This window comes from Enterococcus sp. DIV1639a (assembly GCF_050530445.1).
In the GTDB taxonomy this organism is placed as follows: domain Bacteria; phylum Bacillota; class Bacilli; order Lactobacillales; family Enterococcaceae; genus Enterococcus_B; species Enterococcus_B hirae.
Genome location: NZ_CP172886.1, coordinates 1529607 through 1547214, shown reverse-complemented (window position 1 = coordinate 1547214; position 17608 = coordinate 1529607). Strand labels below are relative to the sequence as shown.

Annotated in this window: 15 protein-coding genes and 1 pseudogene; 9 read left to right on the top strand and 7 right to left on the bottom strand. The window is 36.3% G+C overall.

The features are described from left to right. Positions 1 to 13: 13 nt before the first annotated feature. The 5 genes from pepT to clpB all read left to right on the top strand — a co-directional run bounded on the left by pepT (position 14) and on the right by clpB (position 6464). Positions 14 to 1246, top strand: a complete 1233-nt coding sequence (gene pepT, locus IGJ32_RS07005) for a peptidase T (protein WP_010719045.1) — start codon at positions 14 to 16, stop codon at positions 1244 to 1246. A 132-nt stretch (positions 1247 to 1378) separates the two neighbouring features. Next, positions 1379 to 2284 (top strand): diacylglycerol/lipid kinase family protein, encoded by a 906-nt coding sequence (locus IGJ32_RS07000; protein ID WP_025480176.1) that lies wholly within the window; start codon positions 1379 to 1381, stop codon positions 2282 to 2284. 26 nt (positions 2285 to 2310) lie between these two features. After that, positions 2311 to 2583 (top strand): DUF1294 domain-containing protein, encoded by a 273-nt coding sequence (locus IGJ32_RS06995; RefSeq protein WP_010719047.1) that lies wholly within the window; start codon positions 2311 to 2313, stop codon positions 2581 to 2583. A gap of 10 nt (positions 2584 to 2593) precedes the next feature. Beyond that, complete coding sequence (locus IGJ32_RS06990) at positions 2594 to 3637, top strand: lysylphosphatidylglycerol synthase transmembrane domain-containing protein (protein WP_053766821.1); 1044 nt, start codon at positions 2594 to 2596, stop codon at positions 3635 to 3637. Between the two features lie 214 nt (positions 3638 to 3851). After that, positions 3852 to 6464 carry an ATP-dependent chaperone ClpB gene (gene clpB, locus IGJ32_RS06985; protein ID WP_088744848.1) on the top strand — a complete coding sequence of 871 codons (2613 nt, stop codon included), beginning with the start codon at positions 3852 to 3854 and terminating at the stop codon, positions 6462 to 6464. 468 nt (positions 6465 to 6932) lie between these two features. Here clpB and IGJ32_RS06980 read toward each other — a convergent pair whose 3' ends face one another. Genes IGJ32_RS06980 through IGJ32_RS06970 form a run of 3 tightly spaced genes read right to left on the bottom strand, consistent with a single transcriptional unit; the run spans position 6933 to position 9322 of the window. Beyond that, positions 6933 to 7598, bottom strand: a complete 666-nt coding sequence (locus tag IGJ32_RS06980) for a hypothetical protein (RefSeq protein ID WP_034698166.1) — start codon at positions 7596 to 7598, stop codon at positions 6933 to 6935. After that, on the bottom strand, positions 7591 to 8085 hold the full coding sequence (locus IGJ32_RS06975; protein WP_178305917.1) for a nucleoside 2-deoxyribosyltransferase: 495 nt from the start codon (positions 8083 to 8085) through the stop codon (positions 7591 to 7593). The genes IGJ32_RS06980 and IGJ32_RS06975 overlap by 8 nt, the downstream gene beginning before the upstream one ends. Before the next feature lie 16 nt (positions 8086 to 8101). Continuing rightward, positions 8102 to 9322 carry a GNAT family N-acetyltransferase gene (locus tag IGJ32_RS06970; protein WP_010719052.1) on the bottom strand — a complete coding sequence of 407 codons (1221 nt, stop codon included), beginning with the start codon at positions 9320 to 9322 and terminating at the stop codon, positions 8102 to 8104. 146 nt (positions 9323 to 9468) lie between these two features. On the opposite strand from IGJ32_RS06970, the gene lepA reads away from it, so the two are divergent. After that, positions 9469 to 11304 (top strand): translation elongation factor 4, encoded by a 1836-nt coding sequence (gene lepA, locus IGJ32_RS06965; RefSeq protein WP_010719053.1) that lies wholly within the window; start codon positions 9469 to 9471, stop codon positions 11302 to 11304. Positions 11305 to 11443: 139 nt separating this feature from the next. Here lepA and IGJ32_RS06960 read toward each other — a convergent pair. After that, positions 11444 to 11667, bottom strand: a pseudogene (locus tag IGJ32_RS06960) (transposase); the annotation flags it as partial. Between the two features lie 433 nt (positions 11668 to 12100). Here IGJ32_RS06960 and IGJ32_RS06955 point away from each other — a divergent pair. After that, positions 12101 to 12295 carry a hypothetical protein gene (locus tag IGJ32_RS06955; RefSeq protein ID WP_010719054.1) on the top strand — a complete coding sequence of 65 codons (195 nt, stop codon included), beginning with the start codon at positions 12101 to 12103 and terminating at the stop codon, positions 12293 to 12295. A gap of 293 nt (positions 12296 to 12588) precedes the next feature. Continuing rightward, a complete protein-coding gene (locus IGJ32_RS06950; protein WP_010718754.1) occupies positions 12589 to 12786 on the top strand; it encodes a cold-shock protein in 198 nt (65 codons plus the stop codon). A 349-nt stretch (positions 12787 to 13135) separates the two neighbouring features. Here the strand turns inward: IGJ32_RS06950 and IGJ32_RS06945 are convergent, their stop codons facing one another. Beyond that, positions 13136 to 13390 (bottom strand): hypothetical protein, encoded by a 255-nt coding sequence (locus tag IGJ32_RS06945; RefSeq protein ID WP_342081754.1) that lies wholly within the window; start codon positions 13388 to 13390, stop codon positions 13136 to 13138. A 689-nt stretch (positions 13391 to 14079) separates the two neighbouring features. Between IGJ32_RS06945 and IGJ32_RS06940 the strand changes: the two genes are divergently transcribed. Then, a complete protein-coding gene (locus IGJ32_RS06940; RefSeq protein WP_342081753.1) occupies positions 14080 to 14250 on the top strand; it encodes a hypothetical protein in 171 nt (56 codons plus the stop codon). A 288-nt stretch (positions 14251 to 14538) separates the two neighbouring features. Here IGJ32_RS06940 and IGJ32_RS06935 read toward each other — a convergent pair whose 3' ends face one another. Together IGJ32_RS06935 and IGJ32_RS06930 are read right to left on the bottom strand one after the other, a co-directional pair. Beyond that, positions 14539 to 15438: a LysR family transcriptional regulator gene (locus IGJ32_RS06935; protein ID WP_161651727.1), complete on the bottom strand. Its 900-nt coding sequence runs from the start codon at positions 15436 to 15438 to the stop codon at positions 14539 to 14541. Positions 15439 to 15510: 72 nt separating this feature from the next. Next, positions 15511 to 17280: a CocE/NonD family hydrolase gene (locus IGJ32_RS06930; RefSeq protein WP_053766825.1), complete on the bottom strand. Its 1770-nt coding sequence runs from the start codon at positions 17278 to 17280 to the stop codon at positions 15511 to 15513. Positions 17281 to 17608: the final 328 nt, after the last annotated feature.

The window sequence follows — 17608 nt, the reverse complement described above, 5'->3', positions numbered from 1 at the left end:
GGAGAGCTGTTGTATGTACGAAAATCTTTTACCACGTTTTTTACGCTATGTTAAGACTGAAACCAGATCTGATGAAAGTAGTCAAACGACTCCTTCGACACAAACACAAGTCGCTTTTGCGCAAGTCTTGAAAAAGGAATTAGAAGATTTAGGACTAACCAATGTATTTTACAATGAAGAAAATGGATTTGTTATAGGAACATTGCCAAGTAATATTGAAAAGAAAGTTCGCTCGATCGGTTTCATTGCCCACATGGATACCGCAGATTTCAATGCAGTAAATGTTAATCCACAAATCATTGAGAACTACGATGGGGAATCAACGATTGTTCTAGATAGTGAAGAACATTATACATTAAATACCAAAGACTTCCCTAATTTGAAAAACTACGAAGGACACACATTGATCACAACTGATGGCAGTACGTTGTTAGGTGCGGACGATAAAGCTGGGATTGCTGAAATTATGACCGCGATGGAAATTCTGCTGAAAAACCCAACTATCCCTCATGGTGAGATCAAAGTAGCTTTTGGACCAGATGAAGAGATTGGGGTAGGAGCAGATAAATTTGATGTCCAGCAGTTTGATGTTGATTTTGCCTATACCGTTGATGGTGGACCTTTAGGCGAATTACAATATGAAACATTCAGCGCAGCTCAGGCTAATATTTCAATTCAAGGAAAAAATGTCCATCCTGGTACAGCCAAAGATACGATGATCAATGCATTACAATTAGCGATAGACTTCCATAATCAACTACCAGCAGATGAAGTCCCAGAAAAAACGACAGGTTATGAAGGGTTCTTCCATTTGATGGGATTAAATGGAAATGTCGAAGAAGCAACTATGAGTTATATTATCCGTGACCACGATCGAGAAAAATTTGAAGCACGGAAAGCGAAAATTACTGAAATCCAAGAAAAACTAAATAGTCGCTTCGATCAGACACGTGTGAAAGTTGATATGTATGATCAGTACTATAATATGCGAGAAATTATTGAAAAAGATATGAGCATTGTTGAATTAGCAAAACAAGCGATGATCGATTTAGAAATCGAGCCTGTGATTGAACCAGTACGAGGTGGAACAGATGGATCGAAAATTTCTTATCTAGGCATTCCAACGCCTAATTTGTTCGCAGGTGGCGAAAATATGCACGGCCGATTTGAGTTTGTTTCTCTGCAAGTGATGGAAAAAGCAACAGATGTGATTGTAAAAATTGCAGAATTGAATACAAACGTATAAAATCAAATAGGAACGTGGATGGATCAATTAAGTGAACGAAGTGGATCTATCCTTTTAGCTGGGGGTGGGCGTATTCCAACAATGGAACGTCTGACCCCTTGGTTTTTGTGTAAAAATGGGAGGAAGAAAGAAATGGAAAAATTGCTAGTTTTTTATAATCAAAGCTCAGGACAAGATGAAGGTGAAAAATTAGCAAGCTGGTTTAAAGAATATGCCTTAAAGAAACGACCAGAACTAATCATCAATCTAACGGAAACAGGTCCTTCGATCAAGCATGAGACATTAGTCAAAAAAGCTGAAGAAACGCACGCAGATACCTTAATCGTAATCGGAGGCGATGGTACGATCCATCATATTGTACAGGCTTTTCAAGATAAACTTGAGCATTATCAAGTAGGACTACTACCAGGAGGAACAGTCAATAATTTAGCCCGTGTTCTCGGTATTCCATTAGAAAAGGAAAAAGCTGCAGACATTATCTTAGAGGGACAAATCCGTCAAATCGATTATGGAAAAGTCAATGATGAAGTCATTATCTCAACTTTAACGATCGGTATACTGGCAGATACAGCTGTTTGGATCAGTCAAAAAGAAAAGCAAAAATATGGTTCTTGGATTTTTATCAAACGGTTCATCAAGTTATTATTAAAAAAGAGAAAGTATCATTTAGATATCAAAACAGAAAAAGAACATTGGCGAGGAAAAACACAATTATTGACAGTCACAATGTCTAACTCAGTAGGTGGTTATACGAATTTTGATGATTCAGCTTCACCCGATGATGGTATGTTTCATGTCACAATCATCCCATCTTTAGATATTTTTCGATTTGTTTTTTATTTGCCTCGTTTAATCAAAGGAAAAATTTACTCTGTCCCAGGTATCAATTATTTGACTGCTAGTCAGATCAATATCCAAGCACGGGAAAAATCAGTTGGCACTCGTACAGATGGTGATACGACAGATAATCTGCCTATCGAATTAGTCGTAGTCAAAAAAGGGTTGTCGGTCTTTGCTCCTAAAGAAGAGCAAAAATGATGTGCTAGAGGTGGAGGAAAACACGTATGGAAGCTTTACTACACAATCCTTTGTGGTTTTATTTAGTGATTGTCAATTTATATTTATTTTGTTTGATGGGGTATGATAAGTATCAAGCAAAAAAAGGCGGTTGGCGCGTTCCAGAAAATAATTTGATTTTTGTTAGTTTATTAGGCGGTGGAATTGGGGGATTAATTTCTCGTAAAGTATTCCATCATAAAACGAGAAAAAAGAAATTTACAGTAGGATTTGTACTAGGTGTATTGGTGGATTTACTGTTGATTTATTTTTTTCATTAAGGAGTAGTTGATGGCGACAAAAGGTGCAAAAACGAAAATAGCGTTAAATCTATTCTTATTGATTGGAATTTTTGCCATTATTTATTATTTGATCAACCAATCTTTTGCAGATATTTTCGCTGAATTGCTGTCTACAAGCTTTATCGTTCTGGTAGCGGCATTCTTGTTAGGAACGATCTATCAGGTGGCAGAAGGGCGTTCAATCAAAGAGATTGCCCAGCCGTTCGAACCAACATTTTCCACTTGGGATGGTTTTTGGACATCTTGCTATATTGCATTTTATCGAATCGTTTCATTTGGAACAGGCACTTTGATTTCAGAAATTTATTTTTATAATAAAAAAGGAATGAAATACTCACAAGGTGCAGGTGTCACTGCGTTGCATATGATTATGTATAAATTAGCCGTGATTACCTATGCGATCATTGGTTTGATCATCCAGTTCTCTTTATTTTATTCCAAAGGACCAAACATGATTTGGTTCATTATTGCTGGCATTATTTTAACTGGGCTGATCATTGCCTTTTTATTGATGGTCTCAATGAGTCTGAATCTACAAATTTTCTTTGTGAGTATCTCAAACAAACTGTTTCGAAGTGAACGCATCAGAAGTTGGGTAGATACATGTAATACACAAATCTATTCGTTGAGAGAAACTGTCCAGACAATTGTCAAAGATCGAACAGCTCTATTACGCATCTATTTTTGGAATATGGTCAAACTTATTTTTTGGTATATCATGCCCTATCTCTTTTTGGTTGAAAACCATCCCACGATCGACTTTCTCTTGACCTTTTCATTTATCAGTTTTGCGGTAGTTTTATCTGGTGTCATCCCTACCCCAGCTGGAATCGGTTCATTTGAATTTGTCTATCTGTTGTTATTCAGACCACTTGTGGGAACCGTAGATGCTGTTTCTTCTTTATTACTGTATCGGTTTAGCTCATTTATCTTACCTTTTATTTATGGGTTATGTTACGTGATTGCTGATCGTCGAAGGGTAATAAAACAAGAGATCCAAGATGTAAAAAACAACAAAAAAGAATCAAATTGATTACTACAGCGATTGCATAGAGTCATTTTATTAGATCTAAAACACAACAGTAAGTCCATCCAAGTTGGCTCTGTTGTGTTTTTTTTGATCACTTATTTCCGATAAAATAAGCGAGGTTATCTTTTGACCAAGACTGACCAAAGAGGTATAATGTTTATTGGAACGAGATGTATCATATTGAATATTGAAATTTTATATTCAGGAGGTAAGTAAAATGAACATTGAAAAAATGACAACCACGCTTCAAGAAGCGATTGCTGAAGCGCAACAAATCGCTGTCACAAGAAAACATCAAGAAATTGATATTGCGCATTTGTGGAAGATTTTTTTACAACCAAACCATTTTGGGCGCAATCTATACACTGATGCGGGAATGGATGTTGATACGTTTGAAAAGGAAGTAGATCGTGTATTAGATGAATATCCCACAGTTTCAGGGGGAAACGTCCAATATGGTCAGAATCTAAGCCAAAATCTATTCCGTTTATTAAATGAAGCAGACCAGTTAAGAGAAAGTTTTGGCGATGAATTTCTTTCAACAGAGATTGTAATTTTAGCCTTGATGAAATTGAAAAATTATCCATTGACGGTTTATTTGACCAAAAATGGTTTATCAGAAAAAGAGTTACGTAAAAATATCGAAGACATGAGAGGAGGAGAAAAGGTGACATCTAAAAATCAAGAAGAACAATACAAAGCATTAGAAAAATACGGCGTTGATCTTGTTCAACAAGTCAGAAGCGGGAAAATGGATCCAATCATTGGACGTGATGAAGAAATTCGGGATGTTATCCGTATCTTATCTCGTAAAACCAAGAATAATCCAGTATTGATTGGTGAACCTGGTGTCGGTAAAACAGCAATTGTAGAAGGGTTAGCACAACGTATCGTACGAAAAGACGTGCCAGAAAATTTGAAAGATAAAACGATCTTTTCATTAGACATGGGAGCATTGATTGCTGGTGCTAAATTCCGTGGTGAATTTGAAGAACGATTAAAAGCTGTGCTGAAAGAAGTCAAGAAAAGTGATGGACGAATCATCTTATTTATTGATGAAATCCATAATATCGTTGGTGCAGGGAAAACTGAAGGCAGCATGGATGCTGGAAATTTATTGAAACCAATGCTTGCTCGAGGTGAATTGCATTTAATCGGTGCTACTACATTAGATGAATATCGTCAATATATGGAAAAAGATAAAGCATTAGAACGACGTTTCCAAAAAGTCTTAGTCAAAGAACCGACAGTAGAAGATACAATCAGTATCTTACGAGGATTGAAAGAACGTTTTGAGATTCATCATGGAGTCAACATTCATGATAATGCATTAGTCGCTGCTGCAACTTTATCTGACCGTTATATCACAGACCGCTTTTTACCAGATAAAGCAATTGATTTGATCGATGAAGCAAGTGCAACGATCCGAGTAGAAATGAACTCTATGCCGACTGAGCTAGACCAAGTGACTCGTCGCTTGATGCAATTAGAGATCGAAGAAGCAGCATTGAAAAAAGAATCAGACGATGCAAGTAAAAAACGTTTGAAAAATCTACAAGAAGAGTTAGCTGATCTTCGTGAAGAAGCAAACTCGATGAAAATGCAATGGGAAACAGAAAAACAAGAAGTCAATAGTGTTTCTTCTAAACGTGCGGAAATCGATAAAGCCAAACATGAATTAGAAGACGCAGAAAACAACTATGATTTAGAACGGGCTGCCGTCCTAAGACATGGAACGATTCCTCAATTAGAAAAAGAATTAAAGGAATTGGAAGCAAAAGCTAAAGACAGTGAAATCAAAATGGTTCAAGAATCAGTCACTGAAAACGAAATTGCGCAAGTGGTTGGACGTTTAACTGGTATCCCAGTCACAAAATTAGTGGAAGGGGAACGAGAAAAACTAATCAAGCTCAACGAAACATTGCATAAACGTGTGATTGGACAAGATGAAGCAGTAGATGCAGTCAGTGATGCGGTCATTCGCTCTCGAGCAGGATTGCAAGATCCAAACCGCCCACTAGGTTCTTTCTTATTCTTAGGACCAACCGGAGTTGGGAAAACAGAATTAGCGAAAGCTTTAGCAGAAAACTTATTTGATTCTGAAGAACACATGGTGCGGATCGATATGAGTGAGTATATGGAGAAACATGCCGTATCTCGTTTGGTTGGGGCTCCTCCAGGCTATGTTGGCTATGAAGAAGGCGGACAATTGACGGAAGCCGTTCGCAGAAATCCTTATACGATCGTTTTACTCGATGAAATCGAAAAAGCCCATCCAGATGTCTTCAATATCTTGTTACAAGTATTAGATGATGGGCGGTTAACTGATTCTAAAGGACGTGTGGTTGACTTCAAAAATACCGTTCTTATCATGACCAGCAACATTGGTTCTCAACTGTTATTAGAAGGAGTGTCAGCAGATGGCACTATCCCTGAAGAAGTGGAAGAACAAGTAAGAACGATCCTTCGAGGTCATTTCAAACCAGAATTCTTAAATCGAATCGATGATACGATTTTATTCACACCATTAAGTCTTGAAAATGTGAAAGGAATCGTTGATAAAATGGTGGCGCAATTGGCAAAACGATTGGATTATCAAGAAATTCATCTAACAATCAGCGACGAAGCCAAAACATGGATCGCAGAAAATGCCTACGAACCAGCATACGGGGCTCGACCATTGAAACGCTTTATTACGAAAGAAGTAGAAACACCATTAGCCAAAGAAATCGTAGCAGGACACATCTTACCAAAATCTAAAGTAACGATTACCTTGCTAGCAGAGAAACTTCATTTCGAAACGGAAGAACTTGAAGATACGGAAGAGTAAAGAAACGGTGAACTTTCGCAAGGAAATGTGTGTTGACGAGAAGTAGAATTGATCAAATTTCAAGTTGAGTCACACACCATCTCAGCTTTTAATAAAAAACAATAAAGTTAGGTCAACCACCTAGCTTTATTGTTTTTTTGTAATTTGGTCATAAGTCTTAAAAAATCATTCATAAAATAAGTTGATTTCAATCGTTATCTTCAAGTTCATCTACTAAGGTAATATTTTTATTCCCCATATAAATAGGAGTGGGCAGGTAAATATCTTCTTTGGTTCCCATCATTTCAACCCTTGTCACTAAGTACAATTTTCATTGAGAATGGTAACAAAATCACCGTAAGGGTTGATGATAAGAAATAAGTGGGTGAGACAAAATGAGATGCTACCTAACCATTGACGTTTTCACGCACAATTTTTAGGAAGCATCTCACTTTTGTCACAATTCTTTAATGTGATATTTTTTTTGCTCTATTTCAAAATTTTCAACCGATAATTTTCAAAATAATCACGATTGTTTCTTCCTTGGATCCAAGCAAAGATTCCCATGACCAATGCACCAATCGTATTTGTGAATAAATCACCCATCGTGTCCATCAAAGCAGCACGTCCGACAAATAAGGTGCCATCTGAAGCGGCAAACCGTTGGAGATTCATTCCTAAGAATTGATCACAGAGAAATTCCCAAAATTCCCAGAACACGCCACAGAGGCCAGCAAAGGCAAAACCAAACAGTAAAAACAACCATGGACTAGTCTTCGCAATTGGTGCATCTTTCAATAATAAGCCGATCAATCCGTAACCTAGGGCAGTCAACACCATAGGACTAACGGCGTGTAAAATTTTATCCCAGAATGAAATGATACTAATCAAATGCATACCGGTACCTAAGAACACGGAAATAAACAAGAAAAACCAATAAAATAAAACAATGGCATCTGGAACGTATAATTTTGCGATTTTTCTAACGATCTGAGGGAGAAAAATCAATAGAATCCCAGCTAAAGATTCGATGATGAAAGTAACTCCCTGAGTAGTTGAATATTTTTTAGTGATAAATTCATAAAGGTTATAACAAACTACAAACACACCAAAAGCAACAAGTGCAAGTTGGATTTTTTTCATTGTCTTATTCATGGCTCAAACCTCCATCTAAGTAAGTCTTTACTTGATTGAGTAACGCTTCTTCACTAGTTACGAGAGCGCCATTTAGCTTGATTAACCCAATTGTATAAAGATTTAAATAATGGAATTGGTTTTCAGCTACTTCTTGTAAAGCAGCAATTTTTTGCGGGTGGGTACCGCCTTGTTGCCGACTATCTGTATACAATCCAATGACAGGAATCCCTTTAGCATAGGCAACACCAATTTCGGATGCAACACCAGGATCGATCGTCAAACCATCTAATAGTGCAATCATCAAATCACTTTCCAACACCTTTTCTGTATCGGCTAAAGCAATCATCTGACTATCAGCATAGGCTGTTTTATCATTGATCGCTTCGTTTTCTTGCGGAAGATAAATGGTTAATTCATTGGAAAGACTCCTGATTTCTTCTACAAGTTTCGCATTATATAATAAGTCACTTTTCGCAAAAAGTGGGGCAGCAAAATAAATATTCATTTTCATCGTCCTTTTCTTAGAAATAGTCACTGAAATAAGCTTCCATATTTGGAAGAATCAATTCAAGTGTTTTAAGTGTTTCATCATCTGTTTTGATTCGTTCGATCCTTGCAAGATAAGAAGGGCGACGATAATTCATCATCAAACAACTTAATGTTTGAATGGACAACTGAACCGATTGTCCGACAGGTTCGTCCACGACATCCAATTGTCCGTCTTCGTTCCAGACCAACCCAAAAACACCATTGTTCCATGAGGCGATAGGGTCCTCGACAACAAAGTGGAAAGGTTTCGCAGTAGAAACGAAGGGGAATTGCTTCAGAAACTCTTTGACATCTACGATTCTCGCCATGTAATAAGGCTCGATCTGTTCTTTTATTTGACTATCTTCAATCAAGAAAGCCAGTGGCTCATTTTTGTAGATGTCACCGTGAACCCAGTAAACCATTGAAAAGTGTGCTGAAATAAAATTCCATAAACCATTCCGAGCTTCTTGATTCAAGTAAAACATCTCTTTAACATGGAAAATTTCTTCAGCGACCCAATAAAATAAAACACCAATTGGTTCATGCTCTTTCGTATAGTAGATCGCAGCTGTCCGTTCCTCTTTATTTTCAAATCGCCAATATTCTTCCCAATGAAATTGGCTACGAAATAAAGCACCGTGATTTTGAGCCGCAAATTTCTGATACACTCGGTAAACATCTGGATGATCTACTGGTAATCGTTCAACCATTCCATCCACAGGAACATTCTTCGGTAATTGGGTATCACGAATTTTAAATGTCAACTTATCAGACATGATTTCCCAACCCTTGCGTCGATAATAAGGCACGCTATAGGGATAAAGATAAGAGATCCATTGTTTGTTTTTACGCATATTATCTAACGCAACCAAGATCAAATCTTGCATCAATCCATGATTTGCATATTCAGGATACGTTCCGACACCGGTAACGCCACCCATTTTGTAGGGTTTACCGTGGATGTTGACTTCACATGGATAGATCGCAATTTGAGAAATCAATTTGTTATGGTGGAACCAGCCAAATACTTCCGATAGTTCCAAGATTGGGCGCTTGGAACGAATAAATGCCCCTTTGCTTTCAAAACCACTTTCTTCGATGTCTGCTTCTGTTACTTGAAAGACATAAGACAATAACTCATTGAATTGATCAACATCTTTTTCAGTAACAGGTTTTAATTCAAGATTTTCTCTGAAATCTTTTTCATCCATTCTTTCATCTCCAATTATTTACTTGTTATTAGTATAGCAAATTTTCATAAAAAAAACTTCTAAAGCTGACTAGGTAAAAAGTCTTTAAATTCATGCTTTTCATTGATATAATGAGAGGTGCTGATTAAACGAAAAGAGGAGACGCTATGGATATAAAAAAAATGAAACAACGACAAGAGCAAATTCGAAATTTTTCGATCATTGCTCATATCGACCATGGAAAATCAACGCTGGCCGATCGTATTCTGGAAAAGACGAACACTGTGACGTCTCGTGAAATGCAGGATCAGCTATTAGACTCAATGGATCTAGAGCGTGAACGTGGAATCACGATTAAATTAAATGCTGTCGAATTGAATTATACAGCCAAAAATGGCGAAACCTATATCTTCCATCTAATCGACACCCCTGGGCACGTCGATTTCACTTATGAAGTATCAAGGAGTTTAGCAGCCTGTGAAGGTGCGGTATTAGTAGTTGATGCGGCACAGGGAATCGAGGCTCAAACATTAGCAAATGTTTACTTAGCTTTGGATAATGATCTGGAAATTTTGCCAGTCATCAATAAAATCGATCTTCCAGCTGCTGATCCAGAACGTGTACGACAAGAAATCGAAGATGTTATCGGAATCGATGCCAGTGAGGCAGTCCTGGCTAGTGCTAAAGCAGGAATTGGGATTGAAGAAATACTTGAACAAATCGTTGAATATGTACCAGCCCCATCAGGCGATCTGGATGCCCCTTTGAAAGCATTGATCTTTGATTCCGTGTACGATAGTTATCGGGGAGTCGTTCTGAATGTTCGAATCACAGACGGTATGGTCAAACCAGGCGATAAAATCAAACTGATGAGTAACGGCAAAACATTTGATGTGACAGAAGTAGGAGTCTTTTCACCAAAAGCTGTTGCTAGAGATTTCTTGATGGTCGGTGATGTAGGGTATATCACGGCAAGCATCAAAACGGTCCAAGACACACGAGTAGGGGACACAGTTACGTTGGCAGATAATCCAGCAGAAGAAGCGCTACCTGGATACCGTAAAATGAATCCAATGGTTTACTGTGGTTTATATCCAATTGATACTTCCCGCTACAATGATCTGCGCGAAGCACTTGAAAAATTACAACTAAACGACGCAGCACTACAGTTTGAACCTGAAACCTCACAAGCCCTTGGCTTTGGCTTCCGTTGTGGATTCTTAGGTTTATTACACATGGATGTAGTCCAAGAACGTTTGGAACGTGAGTTCAACTTAGAGTTGATCACAACCGCACCTTCTGTAATCTATCATGTGAATAAAACAGATGGGTCTATGACAGTCGTCGATAATCCAGCAGATTTTCCAGAACCAGTAACGATCCAAGATGTTGAAGAACCTTTTGTGAAGGCACAAATCATGGTTCCAAATGATTTCGTTGGTGCAGTGATGGAATTATCCCAAAGAAAACGTGGAGAATTCATCACAATGGATTATTTAGATGATTATCGAGTGAATGTCGTTTATAATATTCCGCTTTCTGAAATCGTTTTTGACTTTTTCGATAAACTAAAATCCAGTACGAAAGGTTATGCTTCCTTGGATTATGAAATGTCCGGTTATCAAAAGAGCAAGTTAGTAAAAATGGATATTTTATTAAATGGAGAAAAAGTCGATGCGTTAAGTTTCATCGTTCACCGAGACTTTGCTTACGAACGAGGAAAAGCAATCGTTGAAAAACTGAAAAAACTAATTCCACGTCAACAATTTGAAGTGCCGATTCAAGCAGCTATCGGACAAAAAATCGTTGCTCGTTCAGATATCAAAGCATTACGTAAAAACGTCTTAGCAAAATGTTATGGTGGAGATGTCTCACGTAAACGTAAACTTCTTGAAAAACAAAAAGAAGGAAAGAAACGAATGAAACAAATCGGTAGCGTCGAAGTCCCACAAGAAGCCTTCATGGCTGTTCTGAAAATGGATGAGGATGAACCGAAGAAATAGCAAAGGGTCTAGCCATTGAGCTAGACCTTTTTTATCTGTTTTTCCCACGGTTTTCCCAGGCTCTTTGTCAAATGATGTTGGTAAAGAGAAATCTTAGAATAATTTGGGCAGAAAGAAGAAAAACTTCTTTCTGTTCTTTTTATTTGGTTAAAATAGTTTTACCGTGTCGAATCATGATCCGTCGTTTGAAATGATAAAAATTTCGAAACCCATAAGCATTGCTTTTAATACTTTAATATGGTTGTTTAAACATTCGAGTGGTCCGTTTGAATAACTGTAGCGGAGGGCGTTTTGGATCTGCGGCAGAAACTTTTTAAATGTTCGCAAAGTTGTCGCATAAGTTTCAGGTAGCCGGCTGACTTCTCTGGATAAACAGTCCTCAAATAGTGAATGATCTCTTTTCTTTTTAAGATTGATGACATCTATTCAGAGCTACTTGAAAGAGTAGCTTTTTTAGTTGCTTTTGATTAATCTATTTTATAAAAAATAGATTGCATTTCTATTCTGCCATTTTTGGTTAAATATAATGTTTTTTATTATTAGGTAATATTTTTTATATTAGATATAACAAAAACAAATAAAAAAACTTAGTTTAATAGATTATAATTATAATGTGCTACAAGATATTACATGTTGTATTCACATTATTCAGGTTAAACTATGTAGCACAAAATAAATTTCGTAGTAACTACGATCAACCTCACAAAGATCTCCTGTATTTTACTGCGATTTATTATCTATGAGACTACTCATAAGAGTAGTCTTTACATAAAAAACTAATAAAGAAGGTATCACTATGTATTATGTAGAAGTACAAACACGAGGAGTAAAAAACAAACAATATGTCAAAAGTGTAATCAATAATTATCCACTATTAGGATCATGGAAAGAGGCTGAACCATTTTCAAAAGAATGTGCATTGCAAATAAAATCAGTTTTAGAACAAGAATTAATTTGTGGAAAAGCAATAGTCAATATAGTAGAAAAGTAAAATTTATTAAAGTTTTAAGTAAATGATGTAATATTGTAATTAGTGGCGTTAGTCGTTTATTTTCAAATTTTTCATCCTTTAATTAATCATTCTAAATATTTACTCCAAATTTTGTATTAAAAAGTGTATCAAGCAGTTATCCTTGTGTTACCATTGCATCCGTGTTATAGTAATTAAGTAATCTAATTTGAAACGTAATCTGAGCGATATATTCACACTATAAAAACTCCTTTTACCAAGTAATATTAATTGCAACAAAACACGTATTATATACGTATTAGGAGGAAATATATATGAATAACGGTACAGTAAAATGGTTTAACTCAGATAAAGGTTTTGGATTTATCACTGGTGAAGATGGAAATGACGTATTTGCACACTTCTCAGCTATCCAAGGCGATGGATTCAAAACATTAGACGAAGGTCAAGCTGTTTCATATGATATTGAAGAAGGACAACGTGGTCCTCAAGCAGTAAATATCGTAAAATAATGTTGAACTTTAACCATCTCAATCGAGATGGTTTTTTTATATAATGGCTCATAAGCATCCGGTCGTATCATCGAGTCTTACAAGGTAAAAAATATTCTATTAAAGAAATAATTTCGCCATTTTTTCGCCCATTTATAAAACATCAATTATTATTATATGAGTATCAGCAAGTATTAAATAATAGGCTCTTGCTTAATATGAAAGTTGGTATAATAGGATTTATAATGATGTATAGATATTAGAAAAACTTTGTGAATAACACAATCTTATAGGAAGCCTTCATGGCTGTTCTGAAAATGGATGAGGATGAACCGAAGAAATAGCAAAGGAGCCTGGGACAAAACTTGTCTCAGGCTCTTTTAGTATCTCTAAAACGAATAAACGGTGAGACAAAAGCAGCATCTTCGGAAATAAGCCGAAATTTACCAAAAATTTGAGAAGCAATTTTCGGAAATTCCTTCTTATTTCTTGATGCTAAACACTTTTGTCTCAACCTCTTTTTTATCTGTTTTTCCCACGGTTTTCCCACATGTGAAAGGGAAGGATCAAAGGCATTATCCTGTAGCATTTTTTCAAAAATATCAAATGAATCAATGTTTTTCAATAAAATCACAAAAATAGAATAGGATATATAGGAGGAAAGAATAAGGAGAGCGATCTTTTCGAGAGGAGGATGAACCACCAAAGCATTAATTAGACGTAGTAAGGCAGGCAACAATTCTGTGCAAGGTATGATTGTATGTACCTAACCAAGGAAGAGAAAAGTAGGTGAGACAGCTGAATAAAGTGGATGTCGCACTTTAGAGGAAACGTCCAAGATCTTCTTCTAGACGATGAGACGATTGAGAAGATCGAATGGATTTATGAGCAGGATAAGAAAACCTGAATAAGCATATCTATTCTTCTGATACATTAACGATGTGTATGCTTTTGAAAATTGAAAACAGCAATAATGGGAGGAGACACAACAGGCATTTATTCAGAAAAAAAGATAATCAATTAGTGATTATCTTTTAGAAAGTTACCAATTAATTCGATGATACTGCTAGAAAATAAGATAAGAGCAAATCCCAAAATATTTATGAAAAGGTTGAAATCCAAAAAAATAGCATTAAGTATAACAAGAATCATTCCGGTGTATACCAATATATTAGTGTTAAGTTTGCTGAGAAGTGTCATGTTTTTTCCTACCTATCACTTTAAAAAAAGTGTATCTCTTATTAAATTTATAGTCAATGCTCAGTGAGTAATGTAATTAAATAATCGATAGAAATAGGGGAATAAGAATCAAAATTGAAAGACGGATTTTATAAAAGTGCATACAGAATTGGGGGATTGGTAGCAGATCTTCAAACTAAAAATTCTAAACAACACAAGAAAGTAAAAGTTGGTGATAAGCGTCGCTGTATTCCAAGAAAAGATTTCCCTTGGATTTTCTCATTTGTTGGTGAAGTAAAAAAATAGATGCCTATTCTGAAATGGTAAAAATCATATCTACTCATGTAGAAGACGTTCATTTAGTTAATGTTTACAGAGGAAGAACGATTGTTCCTATGGAAATAATCGGGGTGTTAAAGACCTGAAAAAAATCAAAAGTTCGTTTGATATTATAAGAGATTTATTAGGATGTACTTTTATTCTTGCTCTCATTCTTATGTTTGTGAGTATTTAATGAAACTAGTGTCGAATTTTCAAAGAATGGATTATAAAACCAGAAGCTGTTGAAGCCTACTATACAGGCTTCAACAGCTTCTAGCTATTATTTTTCACAAATAAAAATAATTCTTTGAGTAGATCATTTTGGATTTTTTCATTTCTAGCAACTACAATATTTTGTTCGTCATTATCATTTTCTAAATCCATGATTTTGATATGGTACTTATCTTCTAAAGTTCCGTCATTCATTCCGGAATATAAGAAAGCCAATCCTTCTCCCGTTGATACCTTTGATAGTCCTTCGTCAAGGGATTTCACGTAGGCATTTGCTTTTACATTGAATCCATGTTTAACAAACTGATTAACGACATAATCAACAATCATAGGGGAGTGTTTTCTTTCCAGTAAAACAAAGGTTTCTTGACTCAATTCTTCAAAGTATAATTTGTTTTTAGCGCTTAGTGGATGACGAATAGGCAAAGCAAGCTGTAAATGATTCTGAATAAATACGAATGTATCGATATTATTTGTGTGTTTAAAATAAGGTGATAAATTAAACACTAAATCATATTGATCATTTAAGAGCCCCTCTGTCAAATTCATCGGTGTATCTTGCTTTATCAAAAATTTAATGGTTGGATGACTTATTTTGAACTGTTCAAACAGTTCATACATTTTACCCATATTAAAGCTTGAGGGATAACCGATTTTTAATAATTGAGCAGATTTACGTGTTTCTATTTGCTGATCAAACATGTGTGTCAGATAATCTACTCGTCTTAAAACATCGGTTGCTTCACGTAAGAACTGTTCACCGGCACTTGATAATGTAAGGGTATGTGTGTGCCGAATGAACAATGCAATACCTAATTCAGCTTCTAACTCTTGTATTCGCCTGCTTAAAGTAGGTTGAGACACATACAATTTTTGTGCAGCTCTTGTAAAACTACCTTCAGCAGCAACTTCAACAAAGAATCTTAAGGTTGATAACTTCATAATGACTCCATTCTGGTAAAGATACTATGGTAGTCTTAGTATAAAGTTAACACGTCAGTTTCACAAGTTTTTCTAAGAATTGTTTGAAGTTTGCATAACAGGTAATTGTAGATAAGAAGCATACTCACCGCCGGTATGGAGAATATGTGCTCCTTTATTATCCGGTATACAGCCAGGTGTTCCAGGCATTACTGATCCGAGCTCATCTTTGGTGCTTATAACGATTCGTAAAGTCTCGCCAGCTTGGTAAGAAAGGCCAATTGGACTTAAACTGATATCCAAATCAACAATTTCTTTTGGAGACAGTTTTTCAACTCGGTCAAAGCTGTAAGCAGGGATTTCATCAGTCGCTTGACTATCAAGATGGCGCATGGATGCACGTAGTCGACCCCAAGCACCTTTATATCTCAACGCAGAAGCACCTTCTTGCGTAAAATCTTGAAGGGCAGCACCATGATTAGGAACTACAAATTCACTTAAAACATTTCCGAATGTATCCAATTTTTGAACCCATACAAAAACATCCATATCATCATAACCATCGACCTCAATGAAGAGTTTCACTTTCGGATAGCCAACAAAGTGGGTTTCTTTATCAAAGGTCATCTGGAAAGAAGTACGACCAGGTAGATTATCTGCTAGATATTTGACAGGAAGGTCTGTAGGTTCAGGTGTTTCTTGTAAAGAACGAAATTGTCCATTCATGTAATAGCGTTTATTTTCGCTAGTTGCCGGTGGGAAAGATTCTGCTGGAATATCTGTTTGGTTTCCACCTTGAAGATCTAGAAGAGAATAGCGCACAGTTGGAGTGTCTGGCCAGCCATTTTCTTTTCCCAGTAAATAATAATCAAAGAATCGGCGCAACTCTTCAGTATTGCTTTCATCATAATAGTATGGCCATTCTTGACGATCATGGATACGAAGCCACTTTTCTTTCGATCCTAAAGAACGCCATGAGCGGAAGGTTCCTATTGTATGCAAAGTATTTGAATAACTTGCAATAACAAAAGCTGGCACGATGATTTTACTTGGATCAGCTACTTTGTCTTGCCAAAGTGCAGCATTTGCTAATGGATAAGCAGTCATTTCTTTTGTTAAATCTTCGCGTTTCGCACCTGTTGCGCTAACATGATTGACTTGTAATCGTTCAATAAAATTTTTATCAGGAATTCCGCCAATAAAAGCCAAATCACGATATCCGTCAGCAAGCCCTTCAGTAGGATTGATACAAGTTAAGTGTGGAGGCTGTTCGGCAGCAATATACCATTGCGAAAAAGCTAGATAGGACGTTCCTGTCAGGGCTGTTTTTCCATTACTCCAAGATTGAGAAGCCAGCCATTCAATCAAATCATAGCCATCTTCTGCTTCTTGAGAGCCAATCATCGTAGTATCGCCTTCACTATGAGCGATACCACGCATATCAGGATTACAAACAGCGTATCCGTGCGTACACCAATAGGCTGGATCAGGTGCTTCAAACTTCGTTAAGCCAGAATTCCAATGATTGCCCATACCTAACATGTTGAATAGGTTTTTATAACGAGGTGCGGTTCCGGCACTTTTTCCATAAGGGCTCCAAGCAATCAGAACAGGTACTTTTTCATCAGTAATCGGTAAATAAATATCGGTATATATTGTCACCCCATCACGTAGTTTGACAGGGACATCCTTCAACATTTTGATATCACAAGATAATGGCTTGAATCCTTCTGCGATCAGTTGTCCTTTCTCTAAAGTTATTTCTTTTGTCTCAAAAGGACTAAGGACACCGTGTTCAATCCCATTATCAATGTATTCGAATGATGGGCTAAAGCACATTTCTTCAGTAATTTTTGCAGTCATTTTTATTACCTCCAATTAAATAGTATGAATCAATTAAACTGTTTTAATTATAGGAGGTAGTATTTCAGAAGTAAAATTGTATTTTTGGATAGTCATCCACCAATTTTTTGTGTTATTCAAAAAATGAATAGATTCCCTAAAAATGTAACTAGCTAGTTAGATTCTGTAAAAAAGTCAATATATGAAAAGTTATTCTTTTCACTATGATTGATCCCACTAGTGAAAGAATAAATAGAGCAATGATCATTTTTCTCAAGCTGGGGTAGTTGATATCGTTATTTTGTAAATGCAAAAAAATCAGATGGATAAGTCCCCTTTTCTTGCAGAG